Origin of the sequence: Pedococcus sp. KACC 23699 (assembly GCF_045348425.1) — a bacterium.
Taxonomy (GTDB): domain Bacteria; phylum Actinomycetota; class Actinomycetes; order Actinomycetales; family Dermatophilaceae; genus Pedococcus.
On sequence record NZ_CP157483.1, the window covers coordinates 1,788,462 to 1,803,737 of the forward strand.

At 68.4% G+C, this 15,276-nt stretch carries 15 protein-coding genes; 8 read left to right on the forward strand and 7 right to left on the reverse strand.

Annotated elements, in window-relative coordinates:
• Positions 1 to 18 precede the first annotated feature (18 nt).
• On the reverse strand, positions 19 to 321 hold the full coding sequence (locus ABEG17_RS08320; RefSeq protein WP_406832809.1) for a hypothetical protein: 303 nt from the start codon (positions 319 to 321) through the stop codon (positions 19 to 21).
• Between the two features lie 746 nt (positions 322 to 1,067).
• Here ABEG17_RS08320 and ABEG17_RS08325 point away from each other — a divergent pair.
• The 3 genes from ABEG17_RS08325 (at position 1,068) to ABEG17_RS08335 (ending at position 6,051) form a co-directional block, all read left to right on the forward strand.
• Positions 1,068 to 3,152, forward strand: a complete 2,085-nt coding sequence (locus tag ABEG17_RS08325) for an FG-GAP repeat domain-containing protein (RefSeq protein ID WP_406832810.1) — start codon at positions 1,068 to 1,070, stop codon at positions 3,150 to 3,152.
• A 288-nt stretch (positions 3,153 to 3,440) separates the two neighbouring features.
• Positions 3,441 to 3,788, forward strand: coding sequence for a hypothetical protein (locus tag ABEG17_RS08330; RefSeq protein WP_406832811.1), 348 nt, complete (start codon positions 3,441 to 3,443; stop codon positions 3,786 to 3,788).
• Positions 3,789 to 4,656: 868 nt separating this feature from the next.
• Complete coding sequence (locus tag ABEG17_RS08335) at positions 4,657 to 6,051, forward strand: tyrosine-type recombinase/integrase (RefSeq protein WP_406832812.1); 1,395 nt, start codon at positions 4,657 to 4,659, stop codon at positions 6,049 to 6,051.
• 10 nt (positions 6,052 to 6,061) lie between these two features.
• On the opposite strand, the gene ABEG17_RS08340 is transcribed toward ABEG17_RS08335, so the two are convergent.
• The 3 genes from ABEG17_RS08340 to ABEG17_RS08350 all read right to left on the reverse strand — a co-directional run bounded on the left by ABEG17_RS08340 (position 6,062) and on the right by ABEG17_RS08350 (position 9,110).
• Complete coding sequence (locus tag ABEG17_RS08340; RefSeq protein ID WP_406832813.1) at positions 6,062 to 7,282, reverse strand: tyrosine-type recombinase/integrase; 1,221 nt, start codon at positions 7,280 to 7,282, stop codon at positions 6,062 to 6,064.
• A gap of 200 nt (positions 7,283 to 7,482) precedes the next feature.
• A complete protein-coding gene (locus tag ABEG17_RS08345; RefSeq protein WP_406832814.1) occupies positions 7,483 to 8,814 on the reverse strand; it encodes a tyrosine-type recombinase/integrase in 1,332 nt (443 codons plus the stop codon).
• Positions 8,815 to 8,837: 23 nt separating this feature from the next.
• The gene (locus tag ABEG17_RS08350; RefSeq protein WP_406832815.1) at positions 8,838 to 9,110 is read right to left on the reverse strand and encodes a hypothetical protein; all 273 of its coding nucleotides are present in this window, start codon (positions 9,108 to 9,110) and stop codon (positions 8,838 to 8,840) included.
• 425 nt (positions 9,111 to 9,535) lie between these two features.
• On the opposite strand from ABEG17_RS08350, the gene ABEG17_RS08355 reads away from it, so the two are divergent.
• The gene (locus ABEG17_RS08355; RefSeq protein ID WP_406832816.1) at positions 9,536 to 10,078 is read left to right on the forward strand and encodes a hypothetical protein; all 543 of its coding nucleotides are present in this window, start codon (positions 9,536 to 9,538) and stop codon (positions 10,076 to 10,078) included.
• Positions 10,079 to 10,168: 90 nt separating this feature from the next.
• On the opposite strand, the gene ABEG17_RS08360 is transcribed toward ABEG17_RS08355, so the two are convergent.
• Both ABEG17_RS08360 and ABEG17_RS08365 read right to left on the reverse strand, forming a co-directional pair.
• On the reverse strand, positions 10,169 to 10,417 hold the full coding sequence (locus ABEG17_RS08360; RefSeq protein WP_406833163.1) for a flagellin: 249 nt from the start codon (positions 10,415 to 10,417) through the stop codon (positions 10,169 to 10,171).
• 124 nt (positions 10,418 to 10,541) lie between these two features.
• Entirely contained in the window at positions 10,542 to 11,249 is a 708-nt protein-coding gene (locus tag ABEG17_RS08365) for a hypothetical protein (protein WP_406832817.1), read from the reverse strand.
• Positions 11,250 to 11,398: 149 nt separating this feature from the next.
• On the opposite strand from ABEG17_RS08365, the gene ABEG17_RS08370 reads away from it, so the two are divergent.
• Positions 11,399 to 12,379, forward strand: coding sequence for a hypothetical protein (locus tag ABEG17_RS08370; protein ID WP_406832818.1), 981 nt, complete (start codon positions 11,399 to 11,401; stop codon positions 12,377 to 12,379).
• Positions 12,380 to 12,493: 114 nt separating this feature from the next.
• Here the strand turns inward: ABEG17_RS08370 and ABEG17_RS08375 are convergent, their stop codons facing one another.
• Positions 12,494 to 12,766 carry a hypothetical protein gene (locus ABEG17_RS08375; protein WP_406832819.1) on the reverse strand — a complete coding sequence of 91 codons (273 nt, stop codon included), beginning with the start codon at positions 12,764 to 12,766 and terminating at the stop codon, positions 12,494 to 12,496.
• 459 nt (positions 12,767 to 13,225) lie between these two features.
• On the opposite strand from ABEG17_RS08375, the gene ABEG17_RS08380 reads away from it, so the two are divergent.
• From ABEG17_RS08380 to ABEG17_RS08390, 3 genes are all read left to right on the forward strand, one after another.
• Complete coding sequence (locus ABEG17_RS08380) at positions 13,226 to 14,332, forward strand: hypothetical protein (protein ID WP_406832820.1); 1,107 nt, start codon at positions 13,226 to 13,228, stop codon at positions 14,330 to 14,332.
• Positions 14,333 to 14,478: 146 nt separating this feature from the next.
• Entirely contained in the window at positions 14,479 to 14,976 is a 498-nt protein-coding gene (locus tag ABEG17_RS08385) for a hypothetical protein (protein WP_406832821.1), read from the forward strand.
• A 21-nt stretch (positions 14,977 to 14,997) separates the two neighbouring features.
• The gene (locus tag ABEG17_RS08390) at positions 14,998 to 15,240 is read left to right on the forward strand and encodes a matrixin family metalloprotease (protein WP_406832822.1); all 243 of its coding nucleotides are present in this window, start codon (positions 14,998 to 15,000) and stop codon (positions 15,238 to 15,240) included.
• The last annotated feature ends 36 nt before the right edge of the window (positions 15,241 to 15,276 follow it).

Genomic DNA, 15,276 nt, shown 5'->3' on the forward strand with positions numbered 1-15,276 from the left:
CAGTGCTACGAGGGACGGTCAGGCGCTGCTTCGGAGGGGACTCTTGCGCCGTTCCTGTGCTGCGCAGAGGCTACAGAGCTTGGGTTGGGGGTGGTCCCGGTCGTGGCTGCGGTGCACGTCTTGGACGACCCATCGCATGAAGAGCCGCCGCCACACATGTGCAGGCAGCTGTTCCTCCAGCAGCTCCTCGAGCTCAGCCTGGCAGGCACTCAGGGCGGGGGCCGTTGGCAGGTCGTGGGCTGCGGCCTCGCTGGCCTGGGCCGCGATGGCGTCGCGTTTGCGCAGCAGTTGACGCTGCTGCGCCGAGATTTCTTGGCTCATGCTGTCTCCTGGGTTGGACGGGCTTACGCCGGAAGCGACCGGACGGCCGCTGCCAGGGGCTGTTGGTGCGGCGTGACCTCTCCCAAGGGCGCGCCGGGCCGGAGGCGGCCATCAGCTGCCAGGGCTTCCCTAGGAGGGCTGGGCGCCGGGGCAGCGCCAGGAAACAGGCACCCCCGGGACGCTGCCCACCTATGTCGTCTTCGCTCGTTCGGTACTGCACGAAACCCACTCTTGGCGAGAGGGGATGAGGCGGTAGCCGGTACGCGCTGCAGACCCTCCGGCTGTTCCAACGTCCTTCCCCAGACCTACGACGGGTACGCGGGAGTACGCCCACCGTCGAGGTGCGCTACCGCCGTTTGTCCAACTTCAGCTCATGCCCCAGGTGTGGGGTGGATACCACCCGTGAGAGCTATTCCGCCCATGTCACTACTCGCGTAGGTTCTGGCCTCGCTGCCACACGTCGTCGCACGCAGGGTGTGACCGGGGGCGCGGAGATGGTGGGGATCAGCGTGCGCGCGACAAGCATCGACGAGCGGGGCCGGGCAACGCATCGTGCGGCCGGGGCCCTGGTGCGAACTCTGGTCCTGGCACTTCTCCTGTGCCTGGGGATGTGCGGGGTCGGGCTCACGCGCGCCTCAGAGGCCCGAGCGGCGGGGACCATCTCAGTCGACCAGTTCGTTGCAAACACCAAGGGACAGTCGCTCGCCAACGTCCAAGGCACCTACCAGGGTGAATGCGTCAGCTTGGTGTCTCAGTACCTCAGCCAGGTCTACGCCATCACCACGGGGACCTGGGGGAACGCAATCGACTACCAGGCCGGGGGCTCCGGCGGGGGTCACCTAGCCGCGAACGGGTTCAGCTGGTCCACCGACCGGAACTTCGCCGACGGCGACATCCTGGTCTGGGGAACCGGCATCGGCAGCTCCGCGGGGCACGTGGCCGTTTGGTACCACGGGCAGATGTACGACCAGAACTTCGGCGGACGCCGCACCGCGGGACTCGACAACTTCATCTCCGCCGGCTTCCTCGGGCACTGGCGCAAGGGTGCCCTGTCAGGGGACGGCGGTTTTGTCCGCGTCAACGAGTCCGGTGCCGTCTTCCGCATGGCCGGAGGCGCACCCATCTACGTGTCGTCATGGAACGCAGTCGGCGGGTCCCAACCCGTCACCAACATCTCCCAGGCCCAGCTCGACGCCATGCCCGCCTACCCGCGCGACGGGACCTTCCTGGCTGCCAGCTCCGGAACCGTGTACCGCGTCGCCGGCGGCGCCCCGGAAGCCGTGTCGACGTGGAACAGCTTCGGCGGCCCGCAACCAAACATCCCTGTCGACCAGGCCGCCATCGACAACGCCGGCGGCGGCGCGCCGTGGAACCACCTACGAGCCGTCCCCGCCGACGGCACCTTCATCTCCAACACCGCTGACGGGCGCGTCTACCGGGTCGCAGGCGGAGCGCCGCTGTACGTATCCACCTGGAACGTCTTCGGCGGTTCACAGCCCACCACGAGCCTGGACCCGTGGGAGTTCATCCACTTCGCCCACCTGCGCGCCACCCCGGACAACGTGTTCATCCGCGGCGCATCGACCGGCAGCATCTTCCGCGTCGTCGACGGCGGACACCCCTACTACGTCCCCTCCTGGGCGCCGTACGGCGGGTCGCAGCCGTACGTCGACGTGGACGACTACGCCATCAACGGGTGCGACCACCTCGCCTGCGGACCGTTCGGCGGCCTCGAGGCCGTCACCGCCGGCCACGGCAACGTCACCGTCTCCGGATGGACCATCGACCCGAACGCAACCACGACCCCGACCCGCGTGCACGTCTACGTCGGCGGACCTGCCGGCAGCGCAACCGGTGAAGGCCACGACGCCGGCACCGCGAACCTGACCCGGACCGACGTCGCCAACGCCTACCCCGGCACCGGCAGCGCCCACGGCTACAACCTGACCGTGCCCACGAACAAGCTCGGCACCCAACCCGTCTACGTGTACGCCATCAACACCCCCGGCACCCCCGGTGACAACCCGCTCCTGGGCGTGGTCACCACCAGCGTCGCCGCACCCGTCGCATCCCGATGCGACTTCACCGGGGACCGCAAGGCCGACATCATCGCCAGGGACTCCACCGGCCACCTGTACCTGTACCCGGGCACCGGCACCGGCTCCTTCGCCAGCCGACGACTCATGGGGTCCGGTTGGGGAGGTTTCACCAGCATCTTCTGCTCCAGCGACTTCAACTCAGACGGCAAGGCCGACGTCCTGGGACGAACCAGCACCGGCAACCTCATGCTGTACCCCGGCAGCGGGACCGGTGCCCTCGGTGCCGGGCGCGTGGTCGGGACCGGCTGGTCCGGGTTCACCAGCATCTTGTCTGCCGGGGACATGACCGGTGACCGCAAGGCCGACATCCTCGGCCGGACCAGCACCGGCAACCTCGTGCTGTTCCCCGGCGCCGGGAACGGCACCCTCGGTGCCGGGCGCGTGATCGGCAAGGGCTGGTCCGGCTTCACAGCTGTGTTCTCCCCAGGCGACTTCACCGGCGACGGCAAGTCTGACGTGATGACACGGACCAGCGCTGGCGCCCTGATGCTGTACCCCGGCAACGGGGCCGGTGCCCTGGGTGTTGGACGACAGATCGGCACGGGCTGGTCCGGGTTCACCCGCGTCTTCTCCCCCGGCGACCTCACCGGGGACGGGAAAGCTGATGTTCTGGCGCGGACCGGCGCCGGCGCCCTGAAGCTGTACCCCGGCACCGGAACTGGTGCGCTGGGCACGGGCCGACAGGTCGGCACCGGGTGGAACATCTACAACGTTCTCGCTGGGGGCTCGTAGCCCTCAAGGCGTCGGCATTCGTGGCTGGTGCCGTGGGTTCCCGATTGCGGTGACGTGTGTGGGGGACCTCGGTGCGGCCACGCGCAGGAAGGGCTTGGAAGCAGCCACCCCTGTACCGGGCGACCCCGTGAACACGGCCGCCGGCCCGGCGCACCCGTACCGGGCCGTGGGTGCCGCCGCGCTGCTTCTTACCCCACCCTTGGTCGACGTCGTCACGTTCATCGACCACGTATGCCTTCGGAGTAAACCTCCGTCCCTGCGCTGGAAGGCGTGGCAGCATGTCGCGACATGACGGACGTGATCGCTGAGTGGCAGGAACTAGTAGCCGCCGGTTGCCCGGGCGCTTCGACGATCTCGGTCAAGAAGGGCATGTTCGGGCGCAAGACTCTGCGCGGCTACTCCATCGAGTGGGGAACCAGAAGGCTGTGGTCGGTTGGCGGCGCCCCTGACGCAGAGGTCCCGGATTTTGGGGTCCTTGCGGAGGACGGCGGGTTCTATCAGCGCGAGAAGGGTGGTGATGCGCCCTATTTGCGTACGACCCAACTGCTTTCAGACGGCCGTCCGGTCGCCGAGGTCATCGGCGAGCGACTTCGGCCGGTGATCTTCCGCCTGGCGTTCGAGCACCTCAAGCGCTGAACGACACGCTGACATCCTGACCGGTCACAACCCCACGCCCGACTCATCCCAAACCGAGGGGCGTATGTCGTAGGTGAAGCCGCGGGGCTCGGGCAGGAATCTGACGCCGTAGTTGGTGATGTTGCGGAAGCCGAGGCGGAACTGCGGAGGTGTCCGAGCCGGTCGTTGCGGCCCTATGTCGGGCCGTTGGATGTGCCGGCCCGGTTGGAGTAGGCGAGTGCGTCGGCGACGCCGAGGTCGAACACGCCTCCCGTGGGGCGCGCCTCGGCCAGGCCGCGGGGAGGCGCTCACGCGGTGCGTCGACTACCGCGGCCATTGCCGTGCGTCCGGTGGTCCGGTCGGATCCGGCGGTCATCGGCTGCAGGATCTCCCGGGTCACCTTGACTACGACGTGGTCCTCGAGGGCGACCCATGGTCGTCGAACCCCACTCGAACGGGTGGTGCGCCAGCCGCCGCTGGACCGTGTCTCGATGCTCAAGAATCGCCATCGCAGGCCGATGTTGCGGTGGGATCACCAGTGGTGGAAAGCACGCAACTCTGACCCCTGATAGATGGGCATGTCACGGCCCAGAGTTGCGCGAGTGTGCTCGGGATCGGCATGGAGCCCATTGCCGTGCGCGCTACTCCCGGCACGGTCAGTCTCGCTCCCCGGGAGGTACCCGGGGTTTCGCGAGGAGCGTCGACCATGACTGCCTTGCCCCACCGGGATGAGCCGTTCCCTGCAGGCCCCGGCCCTGCCCCAGTTGCCAGCCCCGGCCCTGCCGGGCCCATTGACGTTGGTGGGGCCGCTGCCAGGTTGGCCGGTTCCCCAACGGTGCCCGCCCCGCTGCGGGTGGTCCTGACGCCGCAGGCCGCACCGTTCGGGCCGATGGACGACGAGCTGGCTGGAGCGCTCGCCGCTGCGCAGCAGTACGCGGACAAGAGCTTGGCCGCGAACACCCTGCGTGGCTATCTGACCAGTTGGCAGCAGTACGAGCGGTTCTGCGCCGCCCGTCGTCCGGCTGTGGGACCGCTGGATGCGACCCCTGAAGTTGTCGCGGCGTTTCTTGCGCTGAAGGCGCGCGGTCGCATGAGTGAGCAGGGGCAGTGGCTGGACGCCCCGGTCGAGTACGCGACGGTCGCGGCCATCCTCACCGGAATCAACAAGGTGTTCCGGCGCGCTGATCGCGTCGCACCCGGGGACTCGGTGTTTGTGCAGGCGGTCATGGCCGGCATCGCCGCCGACAAGGACAAGACCGGCCCGAAGGCGAAGGACGCGCTCACGCCAGACCAGCTCCGGCAGGTCATCGACCGGCTCAGCGGTCCGTCACCGCAGCAGGCTCGTGACCATGCCCTCGCGACCCTGCTGGGGGTCCGTATCGGTAAGCATGAGTTGACCCCCGCGCGCCTGCGGCGCCTCGACTGGGACGACGTCGTGTTCGGAGTCGACCAGGTGGTGCTGCTGGTCCACTCCGGGACCCGCTCGGCCCGGCGGGTGCGGCTGGTGGTGAAGGAGCGCCGTCGTGGGGTCTGCCCGGTCGCGGCGTTGCGCGTCTGGGCCGGGTACGGCTGCGACGGGCCGGTGTTCATCAAGGTCGCGGGTTCGCAGCGCACCTGCCAGCGCCTGACGCGGATGGGAGTGGTCAAGATCGGGCAGCGGCTCAGCCTCGAGCCTGGCGACGGCCGGACGGCTCCTGGCCCATCCCTGCTGGCCCTGCGGAACATCGCCATGTTGCTGCTCGGCTTCCAAGCGGCTCGACGACGGGTCGAGATCGTCTCCTGGCGCTGGTCGGACTTCACGGTGGACAAGCGGGGTCTGCGGATCAAAGTCCGGCGGCAGAAGAACCACAAGAACACGGTCAAGTGGGTCGTTGTCCCTTACGGCAAGAACGAGCGGTACTGCCCCGTGCGGGCCTGGGCGCGTTGGCGCGACGCACTTCAGGACGAGACCGGTCTGAGCGTGAGTGACCTGGCCGAGGACCCCGTCTTCGTCGCGATCGACCGGCACGGCCGACTCCCGCACCGCGGTCCAGGAGGCTTCCCCATGCTCAATGGTGAGGTGGTGGCCGAGACGCTGCAGGCTGCAGCCCGAGCGTGTGGCATCACCGCCGACCTAGGTGCGCACAGCCTGCGTTCGGGGTTCGTGACAGCCGCTGTTCTGGCGGGTGTTCCGCTGCACAAGATCCAGCAACAGACGCACCACAGCTCACTAGACGTTCTGCTGCAGTACCACCGGGACTTGCTGCAATGGGAGCAGAACGCCGCCGAACAGATCGGGTTGTAGCCCGACGCCGTCAGGCCGCGTCCAGTGGGCTCGGCAGCGATCGTAGGTCGGCCTCGTCGAAGTAGCGCAGGATCTCGTCGATGCTCTTGTGGGAGGTGACGCCCTGAATCCACTCCGGAGGCATCCCTGCGTCGACTGCAGCCGATATGAACCCGCGCCGCAGCGAGTGAGTCCCCCAGCGTCCCTGCACTCCGGCGTTATCGAGGAGGTCCACGAGCGCTCTCCGGGCGGTCTTCTGGGTGACCAGTCGGTCCGTGGCTGAGTGCCGGTCGAAAGCGGTGAACAACGGGCCCGGACGGTCGCCGCGGACCTCGAGCCATCTGTCGAGCGCACAGGAAGGGCAGGTCGGAGGGTGGCCAGCGGTGTGGTGGACGGACCGCACCCGCTCCCCGTTGCCGAACTTGTAGTGCGGCACCTCGACCCGGTAGTACGCCCCGGTCCAGGCGACGCCTTCGCGGGTGATGGACCGCAAGCTTGCGTCACGCAGTGCCAACCCCAGTCCGATCAGAAGGTAGGCGCCGGTCCGACGGTGCTCGCGCCAGGCCGGGTCGACGCACTCCAGGGCTCGATCGAACTCTTTGCGTGTCCACGTCCACGGTCGCTGATGCGCATCCGTGGCGATACCCGCCTGGCCTGCGCAGGTGCGGACGGCGTGATACACCGCTCTGTGGACCGCGTGGCTATCCTGCGCGGCGGTGGGTTGGTTGAACGGCTGGTCTGGCGCGACGGTGGCCGCGACCTCCATCCACTGCTTGACGGCCCTGATGAGGTCCGCGTGGCTCTCCATCCCTAGTCGCAAGGTCTGTTCCGGTACGAGGCCCTCCCGGGTGCCGAAGACCGGAAGCTGAATCGCATCACTGGTCAGTTGAACGTTGTCCTGGCTTAGGTAGCGGACACGTCCCGGTGTCACGTGCAGGGCTGCGGACAGGTGCAGGGCAGCTCGGGTGCGCGACATCAGCAGGGCTGTGCCACTGCGTCGGCGTTTGCTCTGAGCTCCTGTCGATGTCATCGCCTTCAGCGCGTGGTCCGGGCGAGCGGGTGTGCGCTGGTTCTGCGGTGCTGTGCCCATCCGCGCTCGCAGGTGCGCCATGAGGCCTTTGACCAATGGGTCGGCCGTGGGGTCTGGAAGGTTCGCCTGTCGGTGGTGCCAACGAATGGCATAGACATGCCCCTTCACGGTCGCCAGCGACGTCCATCGCGCCTGCTCCACCGCGTGGTCGTACAGGAACACAGCGACAGTCTCCGCAGATGCAGGCAAGGCTGTTTTGCCTGCACCGGCAGGGTCGAGTTGGCGTGCGCACCAGCGTTCAAACTGCGCAAAGTTCTTTCTCCGGGTAGCGACGCTGGCGACTGCGGGGCCTTGGGCCCGAAGCCTCTCAAGGAACACTCGTTCGTCATCGGAGAGGCCGTTGGGGCTTGGGAGAGCTGCGCTCACAGGGTCACGCTCGCTGCTGCCGAGCCATCGTTGTCGTGGGGTAGGTAGCCCACGGTGCTGTCCAAACTGCGGTGCCGCAGCTTCTTGGCGATTCTCGTCACGTCGACTTCGAGGTCATCCAGCATCGCGGCGGTCGTGCGGCGCAGTGCATGGGTGCCTCGCTGCTCGAGTGAACCCCGGCAAAGGCGTTCCACGACCGTGCGCATGCCACTGCAGGTCAGGCCGCGAGGCGTGCGGCCACCTCTGGCACCGATGCAGGGAAAGACCCACGGGCTGAGCGGCTCACAGAGCGCTCGCCATCGCCTCAACGCGCGCAGCGGGCACAGTTCCGTCGTCGTGGAGGCACGGAGGGCCCAAGGTTGCCCGCACCCCGTCTTCGTCCGGTGCAGCCGGCCAGCGATGACGTCGGCGTCCTCGGTGTCGATCAGGTCCCACCGCAGGGAGCCGGGTTCGGAGCCACGGAAGCCGGCGCCGATGCACGTCAACGAAACGGCTCGGTCCCGTAGGAATGTCGTCTGTCGAAGGTCCGCCCAGGTCAGGAGCCGGTCGAGCTCGCGCGGATTGAGGTGCGCGAGCTGGTCCAAGGAGGTAGTCACTCCCGCCCGACGCAGAGTCGTTGCCAAACACGCTTCCAGAGCGCGGGCCATGTTGGCGCTCGTGGTGAGTTGGCCATGCAGGTACCGCGGGTAGACGGCTTGGTCTGGCGCAATCGACTCGACTCGCAACAGGGCCTCATCGAGCGGCAGAACGGCGGTGCCACCTTCGTGTGTCGTGGTGTGCGGTTGCCAGACGGTTCGCAGGACGGGCACGTAGCGTTGGGCTTGTTCGACGCTCAGGTCGCAGAAATCCCGCAGGATCTCGTGCACCGAACCCGACTCGACGATGAGCGCTGAGATCGCCAGCCGCAGGGCGTGGCCGCGCTGCGTGGCCGGCGGCATCGTGTTGAGCGCGCGACGCAGTTCGTTGCTGGTGAAGGCAGCCTGCTTCTTCAGTTCAGGGTCGTCTGCCTTCGCGCCGGCGATCACTGCGCGCAATCCCTCGCTGTCCGGGGTGGGGAAGCCGGCTGAGGTGTGCGCGCGCAGGATGCCCTGCATCTCCATCTCCAAGGAGCGACCCAGCAGTGCGGTGCCGTTCGTTGGCGTCCACGTCCCCATCAGGCGCTGGGTCGCGTACAACACGAGCATTTCGGGTGGGGTGGGGAGCGGCGCGACCCCAGGCTCCTGGGCCTCGCACCACCTGACGTAGCGAGACATGGCCCCTTCCCAGCGCTTGGTCGTGTTGACCGCCGAACCGCCCTCGGTCGACAGCTTTCGAGCACTGGCGAGCATGTCCTCGAAGCTGCGCCGCCGGGTCACTCGTGCCCCCGGGCGGAACGCCAGACCGGTGGCCGCAGGTTGACGGCCTCGTGCGCGGCGGTGATCTCCAGGACGGCCGCATGCAGCGTCTCGAGGTTGTCTTCACCAGACATCAGGGACTCCAGCCAGGTGTGCATGTCGCGCGTGGACGCGGGCAGCGGAGCCCTCCCCTTGGTGACGCACCAAAGCCAGAACGTGGCCCAGTGAGCGCCGAACTTGTCGGCCTGCTGCGCTTGCGCAGCCTGTAGGTAGTGCCTCGTGTCATCCATGCGAAGGCACCGTCCGGCGCGCCGCTCAGCCGGCAATCAGCTCTGTGCGCCTTCTGGCCAGCAAGGGGCCACCCGTGTTGGCTCGAGACACGTCGAGGGGACCTGAGGCGTCCCTGCCGAGTGGGACTGGTCCGTTGTGGGCCGCCGTTTTGGGTGCGTGCTTGTCCGCTGTCGAGATGGGTGGACGTGTACCGACTGTCCTGGACGAGGGCTCCCCACAGGGGCCGGGGCTCCTGATGGGGTCCTTGGGCGGTGTGGACGAATCAGCCGTCCGGCCCTGCCGACCGGGCCGTTCTGCTCACCTGTTTGGGACATTGCGGACGTCGGTGTTGTTGTCGGCTACGTTCTGGCCGACCGCTGCGGAGGTGCTCTCGCGCCCTCGAGGTCTCTCCCTGCTGGATCCTGCGAAAGAAGAGGCCGTCCCCATGAGCAATGACAGCGACGTCGAGCAGCGCGCTTCGGCCCCACACGCCGCCCCACCGGCCGAGCCGGCACCGGCCGCCGAGGTCGCAGCTGCCCCACGCGGGAGGATGGGGTGGTTCACGCGGCTGCGCACTGCCGACAAGGTCGTGTTCAGCTTCGCGGCCGTGGTCCTCGTGCCGCTGCTGGTCTGGGCTATCGCGGACAGGGTGTCCGCGCCCAGCGCGCAGGAGGCGCAGGCCCAGTACGCGGAGGAGAACTTCCGCGACGGCGTGACGCAGATCCTCGACGGGCAGGGCCTGGCCGTCGTCGAGGACGACTGGCCGGCGATGCGGGCCGCCGGCCACGTCGCGTGCACCCAGCTGACCGGGCACCAGAAGTCCGTGGCCAGCTTGTACATGGATGCGTTCATCGCCGGGGGAGGAACGGACTCCACCGCGGTGACCAGGGCCGTGGTCACCGAGGCAATCCAGGAGTACTGTCCGGCGTTCATCGGCGAGCGTGAGGCGTTCCGCGAGCAGCAGAACCAGACCCCGTCATCGGGGTGAGCCCAGGGTGAGCCCAGAGTGAGCCCAGGGTGATGCCGGGTGAGACGGGGGTGCGGCGGGGATGAGGCCGCGCACGGCGGCGCCGGCGCGTCAGCGCAGGTAGTCGGCCAGCGACGGCAGGTTCGACTTGGACACCGCGGCGAGTGCGGCCTGGTACGACAGGGATGACAGCTGCATGTCCATGGTGGCCTTGGCGATGTCGGTGTCGACCAGGTCGGACTTGGCCTGGGTCAGCGTCAGCGCCTGCTTGTCGGCCGCGGACATGGCCGAGTCGACAGCGTTGCCGCTGTTGCCGACCCGTTCGAGCGCTCGCGGGATCCGGTCCTGGGCGCCTTCGATGCGGCTGGCGACGGCACGGGCGGGGGCGCCGGCTCCGGCGCGGACGGCAGCGAGCGCTTACGTCAACTGACTTCGCCCATGGTCGCCTGGGGTCCCACGGCCGCCCCTGACCCTGACCCCGACGTCACTTCAGCGGCCAGACTGGCGAGGCGGACCCACCAGTCCAAGGACGGTGCGTGACCAAGACGGCTGGCTGCCCGTCTGCCCGTTCGTGCAGCGCAGTGCTGAGGATGCTCACGGCGACGACGACACCACCCAGGTCGGCGTGGACCACAGCCCCCGGGTACACCTGGGTCGGGTCGAAGTCCCGGCGGTCCACCAACGCCCAGCCGTCGCCGTGGTCGGTCTCGTTGTGCGGGTCTGCTCGGAAGGCGACGGGGCCCACCAAGTCGGCCAACGCGCGGGTGACCCGCTCGGCGTCGTCCTGAGCCGGTCGGTCGAAGGTCTGGTACCCGACCGCCTGCATGGCCTGGATGAGGGTCCCGTAATCCGGGTCGCCGCTCAGAGCGTCCTGCACGACGTCGGCGATGTCCAACAGCGTCTTGACGGTCAGGGGCTGCCCGGTGAGAGTGTTGGTGCCGTCCTCGATCGAGATGGTCCCGCCACGGCTCAGGTACAGACTGACGCGCAGCGGCCCCCACTGGTGTGCGGTGGCTTCCAAGCCGTGCCCGTCGCGTGCGGGGGTGAAGTCGATGGTGTGCGGGGGCAGGGCGGCGGTCAGGTGTGACGGCAACGCCGCCCAGAGGCGGTCGAGGAGCAGCGCTCGTTCGGCGGCCGTGGAGGGCGTGCCTAACCCTGACAGGTCACCGCTGATGGGTTCAGGTGCAGTCACGGCTTGCTCTTCCGTCGAGGTCAACGCCGGTGTGGCGTGGTGGTGCACCGTGCCAGTGAGGCCGGACAGCTCTCTGATCCTCGGTTCGAACGTCCCTGGGACGCATGCAGATCGGTATGACTGTCCGGTGCTTGCGACACAGTGCGCCCATGAGCGAAGGACACCCTGTTGACCCGAAACGGCGTCTGGTCGTGGAGTGGAACTACTACGAACCGGTCGGCTACGTCGTCGCCTCCCGCGATCCCGGTGGGGGTGCGGTCGACCTGGAGCTCGGGGACCGCGTGATGCTCGCCGGTGAGGATGACGGGCCCGACGTGCCCGCTGCGGTAGCGGACATGGATGGCGACATTGCCCGGGTCGCTGTCCTAGCTGGGCCGGGCGTGGAGGTGCTGACCGAACTGGGTGGCGAGGACGAGACTGGCCTGCCGTGGGCGTTCGTCGACGAGGCGCCGACTCCGGACTTGCTCGTCCCCGGCGCGCTCGTGCGCGCGGCAGCCGGTGCGGCAAAGCGCGTGTGGGTAGAAGTTGTCGATCGTGTCGGCAGCCCGGTCGGTGAACTGGTGCACGTGCGGCGGCTGCCCGTGGTGGTGACCGACGACTCCCTCCCATTGCACCCGTGCGGGTACGCGGCATGGACCTCAGACCCCGAGAACGCGTACATGAAGGACCGCCTGATGGTCGGCACTCTTGTCGTGGAGCGGGACATGGGCGACCCGCCTGGAACGGAGATGCCAGCCCGGGTGAGCTGGGTGGAGGGCGACCCGGACTGGTTCGGTCACCTGCAAGTGCGATTGCTGCCGGTCCTCACAGGACCGAACGCGAACGCGACCGTGTACCGCCTGGACCTGTCCCCACGAGTGGGCGGACGCTGGCTGGTGCGCACGAAGGAGACCGAGCACGTATGGGACCTCGACGCAGGCACGTACACGCGACTGCCCGGGCCGACGTCGTCGTCGATGGCCTACGACGGCGTCCCGGTGCAGTTCACGCGGGTGCAGATGTGGCCACAGGTCGGCCAGCGGAGTCTGGTGTTCTTCGACGATCTGTCGCACGCGTTCGTCGAGCAGTGGAGGGTCAGCTCCCGCATCCGCTCCATCACCGCCCTACCGCGCGAAGCGCGCGCCGTGTAAAGATGCCACCCGGTCGCTGGCTGGGGGTGCTCGTGGCAACCCAGCACCGCGCGGGGCCGTTCTCGGCAGTCCTCGCCAAGACAGACGCTGGGTGGCCGAGAATCATCGAGAGGGTCAGGAACTGCAGTTCTGCGCCATCCACTCCAGGCCGTCCAAGATCTTCTGGGACTGCTCGGGGCCGGCAAACCCGTCCTGGACGCTCGCAAGGGCCTGGCCAAGCTCGGTGGCCTGCTCGGGCAGATTTGCCGAGCTGGCCAGGATGCTGTTCCCGGCGTACGGAAGCAGCATCCCGTCGGCCGCGCCAAAGCCGTAGCCGCCGCCGGTGACACCTTCTTGCAGCTGCTTGGCGTCCTCCTTGGCGACGGCTGCCGCCTGCTGGCACGCCACGGCTGGCAGTTCGGTGTCGTCGGTAGACGAACTTGGAGCCGATGTCGAGCTGTCGTCGACGGGACGGACCGCGACGGGGGTCGCAGTGTGGGCCTGCGAGGTCGGCGCCGACGCCGAGCAACCCGACAAGGCGGCGGCGCACGACGCTGCGGCGACCAGAAGTACGAGCGGGCGAGTACGCATGGTCTCCAAGATCGCCGAGCACTAGGCCGCCCCGCTCGGGAATGGGGCAAAGGGGGCCTAACGGCTGAGGCGACGGTCGGGGTGTTTACCGGTGGAAGCGGGTCTGGTCAGGTGCGGGGGCATGACGAACTGGCCGGTCCCGTGCTGGGTATGACGACGAGCGTAGGCGCAGGGTCCCGTCGAACGGTTCGAAATCCGGCAAAACAACCACGGCCGATGGCGGACCGGTCTACGTTCCCCCGAGCACACTGCCGCATGACACGGGGGACAGACACCATGACCTTGAACCAACTCGCACCCGCCACCGGGGACCAGGCGCCGCCGCCCACGGCCCGCTCGAGGAAGCCGGTAGCCCTGGCGGCGTCGGCTGCGGCTTTCGTGGCGCTCGGCGCCGGCGGCTGGTTCGCCTTCATGTCGCCGCACGACTCGACCGTCAAGCTGGTCGCAGACACCTCCACCGCTGTGCCGGGCAAGCCCGTCACGGTGACCGGGACCATCAGCCCGGCCGTCGCGCACCGTGTCGTCGAGCTCGCAGTGGCCACCACCATCGGCGGCCCGTATGCCCCGGCCGGGACGGCCACCACGGATGCGTCGGGCCGGTTCCAGACGACGTGGACCCCGGCCCAGGCCGGGAAGGCGTGGGTACAGGCGACCGCGATCGAGCTCGGCCGCGACCAGGAAGCGCAGTCGACGGCGGCCGCGGTCACGGTCCGGACCCCGGCCACCCTGACGCTCAAGCTGTCGGCTCCTGCCATCCGCACGACGACTGCCGCCACAGTCACCGCGACCGTCGCCCCGGCCGGTGGCGCCGTCACCCTCGAGAAGTCGAGCGACGGCACGACATGGATGCCGCTGCCCACCACCGCAGCCAAGGGCGGGACCGCGACAGCGAAGCTGTCCGGCCTGACCGGTGGCACCTGGCACATCCGGGGCGCGGCCGCGCAGACCAACGCCGCGAGCGAGGCCGCCAGCAAGGAGGCCACCCTCTTCGTCGAGGACTACAAGGCCGCCGGAGCCAAGTACGTGGCCATCGTCGGCCCGGGAAACAAGGCCATCGGCAAACTGAACAACCTCATCGACGCCGGGGCGTCCCTGGCCTCGCTGAAGGAGCAGGTGGCCGCGGTCAGCGCTGCCATGACGCAGGAAGGCAACGCCTTCCGAGCCTACAAGGGGTGGCCGCGAGCGGTTGCCCCCGTCATCGAGGAGCTCGCCAAGGCATCGGTCGTGGACGCTGACCAGTACCACCTGATGTCCCAGGTCAGCAGCTTCGACGAGTGGAACCAACGCAACGACGAGACGAACTCGAACACGTACGCCGAAGGAGCAGCAGCGGCCCGGGCGCGGGACCTCCTCGGACTGCCCAAGCGCTCCCTGAACCCGTAGTTGCACGAGCGACCTGACCCGGCTCGGCACCCACTTTGAGGTCGGGGTCTGCTCAGGGTGCGCCCAGTCGGCCCCAAGCAGCGCACCGTGCACCCTGACCCGATCCACCGGCGGATGGCCCGCCACTGAACCCTCCAGAGGGAACGATGCTCTCCCTGACCCGCAAGGTGGCCGCAGCGATCCTGGCCACGGCCACGATCGCGACAGGCACCGTCCTGACCGCGCCCGCCAACGCCACCGCCTCCACGCCCACGTACACGTTCTTCTACACCAAACTGCCCAACGGCAAGAACGTCAGCCAGCGCTGGAACCCGTGCCAGAACATCACGTACAAGGTGAACCTCGCCGCCGTGCCGAGCAAGTACCGATCCTACGCCCTGAGCACCACCGAGCAGGCGATGGCCAAGATCACCGCCGTCAACGGCCTGAAGTTCACATACAAGGGCGCGACGACCGAGGTCCCGCGCGGCGACAGAGACCCGGCCAAGCAGTCTGCCGAGATCATCATCGCGTGGACGACCCCGTCCAAGACCGACTTCCCCTTGGCCGGGCTGACTGCCGGCTACGGCGGTCACTCGACCTACTGGTGGGGCACCAGCGCCAACAGCAAGGTCACCTACGCCGCCGCCACTACACGCGGCTAACTCGTCCTGGACAGCCCGCAGATGTTCGCCCAGATGCGCCGCGGCTTCGGCGCCGGCGCGACGCAGGGCAACATGATCCTGCACGAGCTCGGCCACGTCATCGGCCTGAACCACGTCTCCAGCCCCCTGCAGGTCATGTACCCCGTGATCGGCCCGCGCACCCCGAACGGGTACGCCACCGGCGACCGGGCCGGACTGGTCAAGCTCGGCAAGGCCGCCGGGTGCATCAACGTCCCGCCATACGTCATGAGCGACCTGAAATAGTCGTCTCCGACCCACGGGGAAGGGGTGGTCACGTGC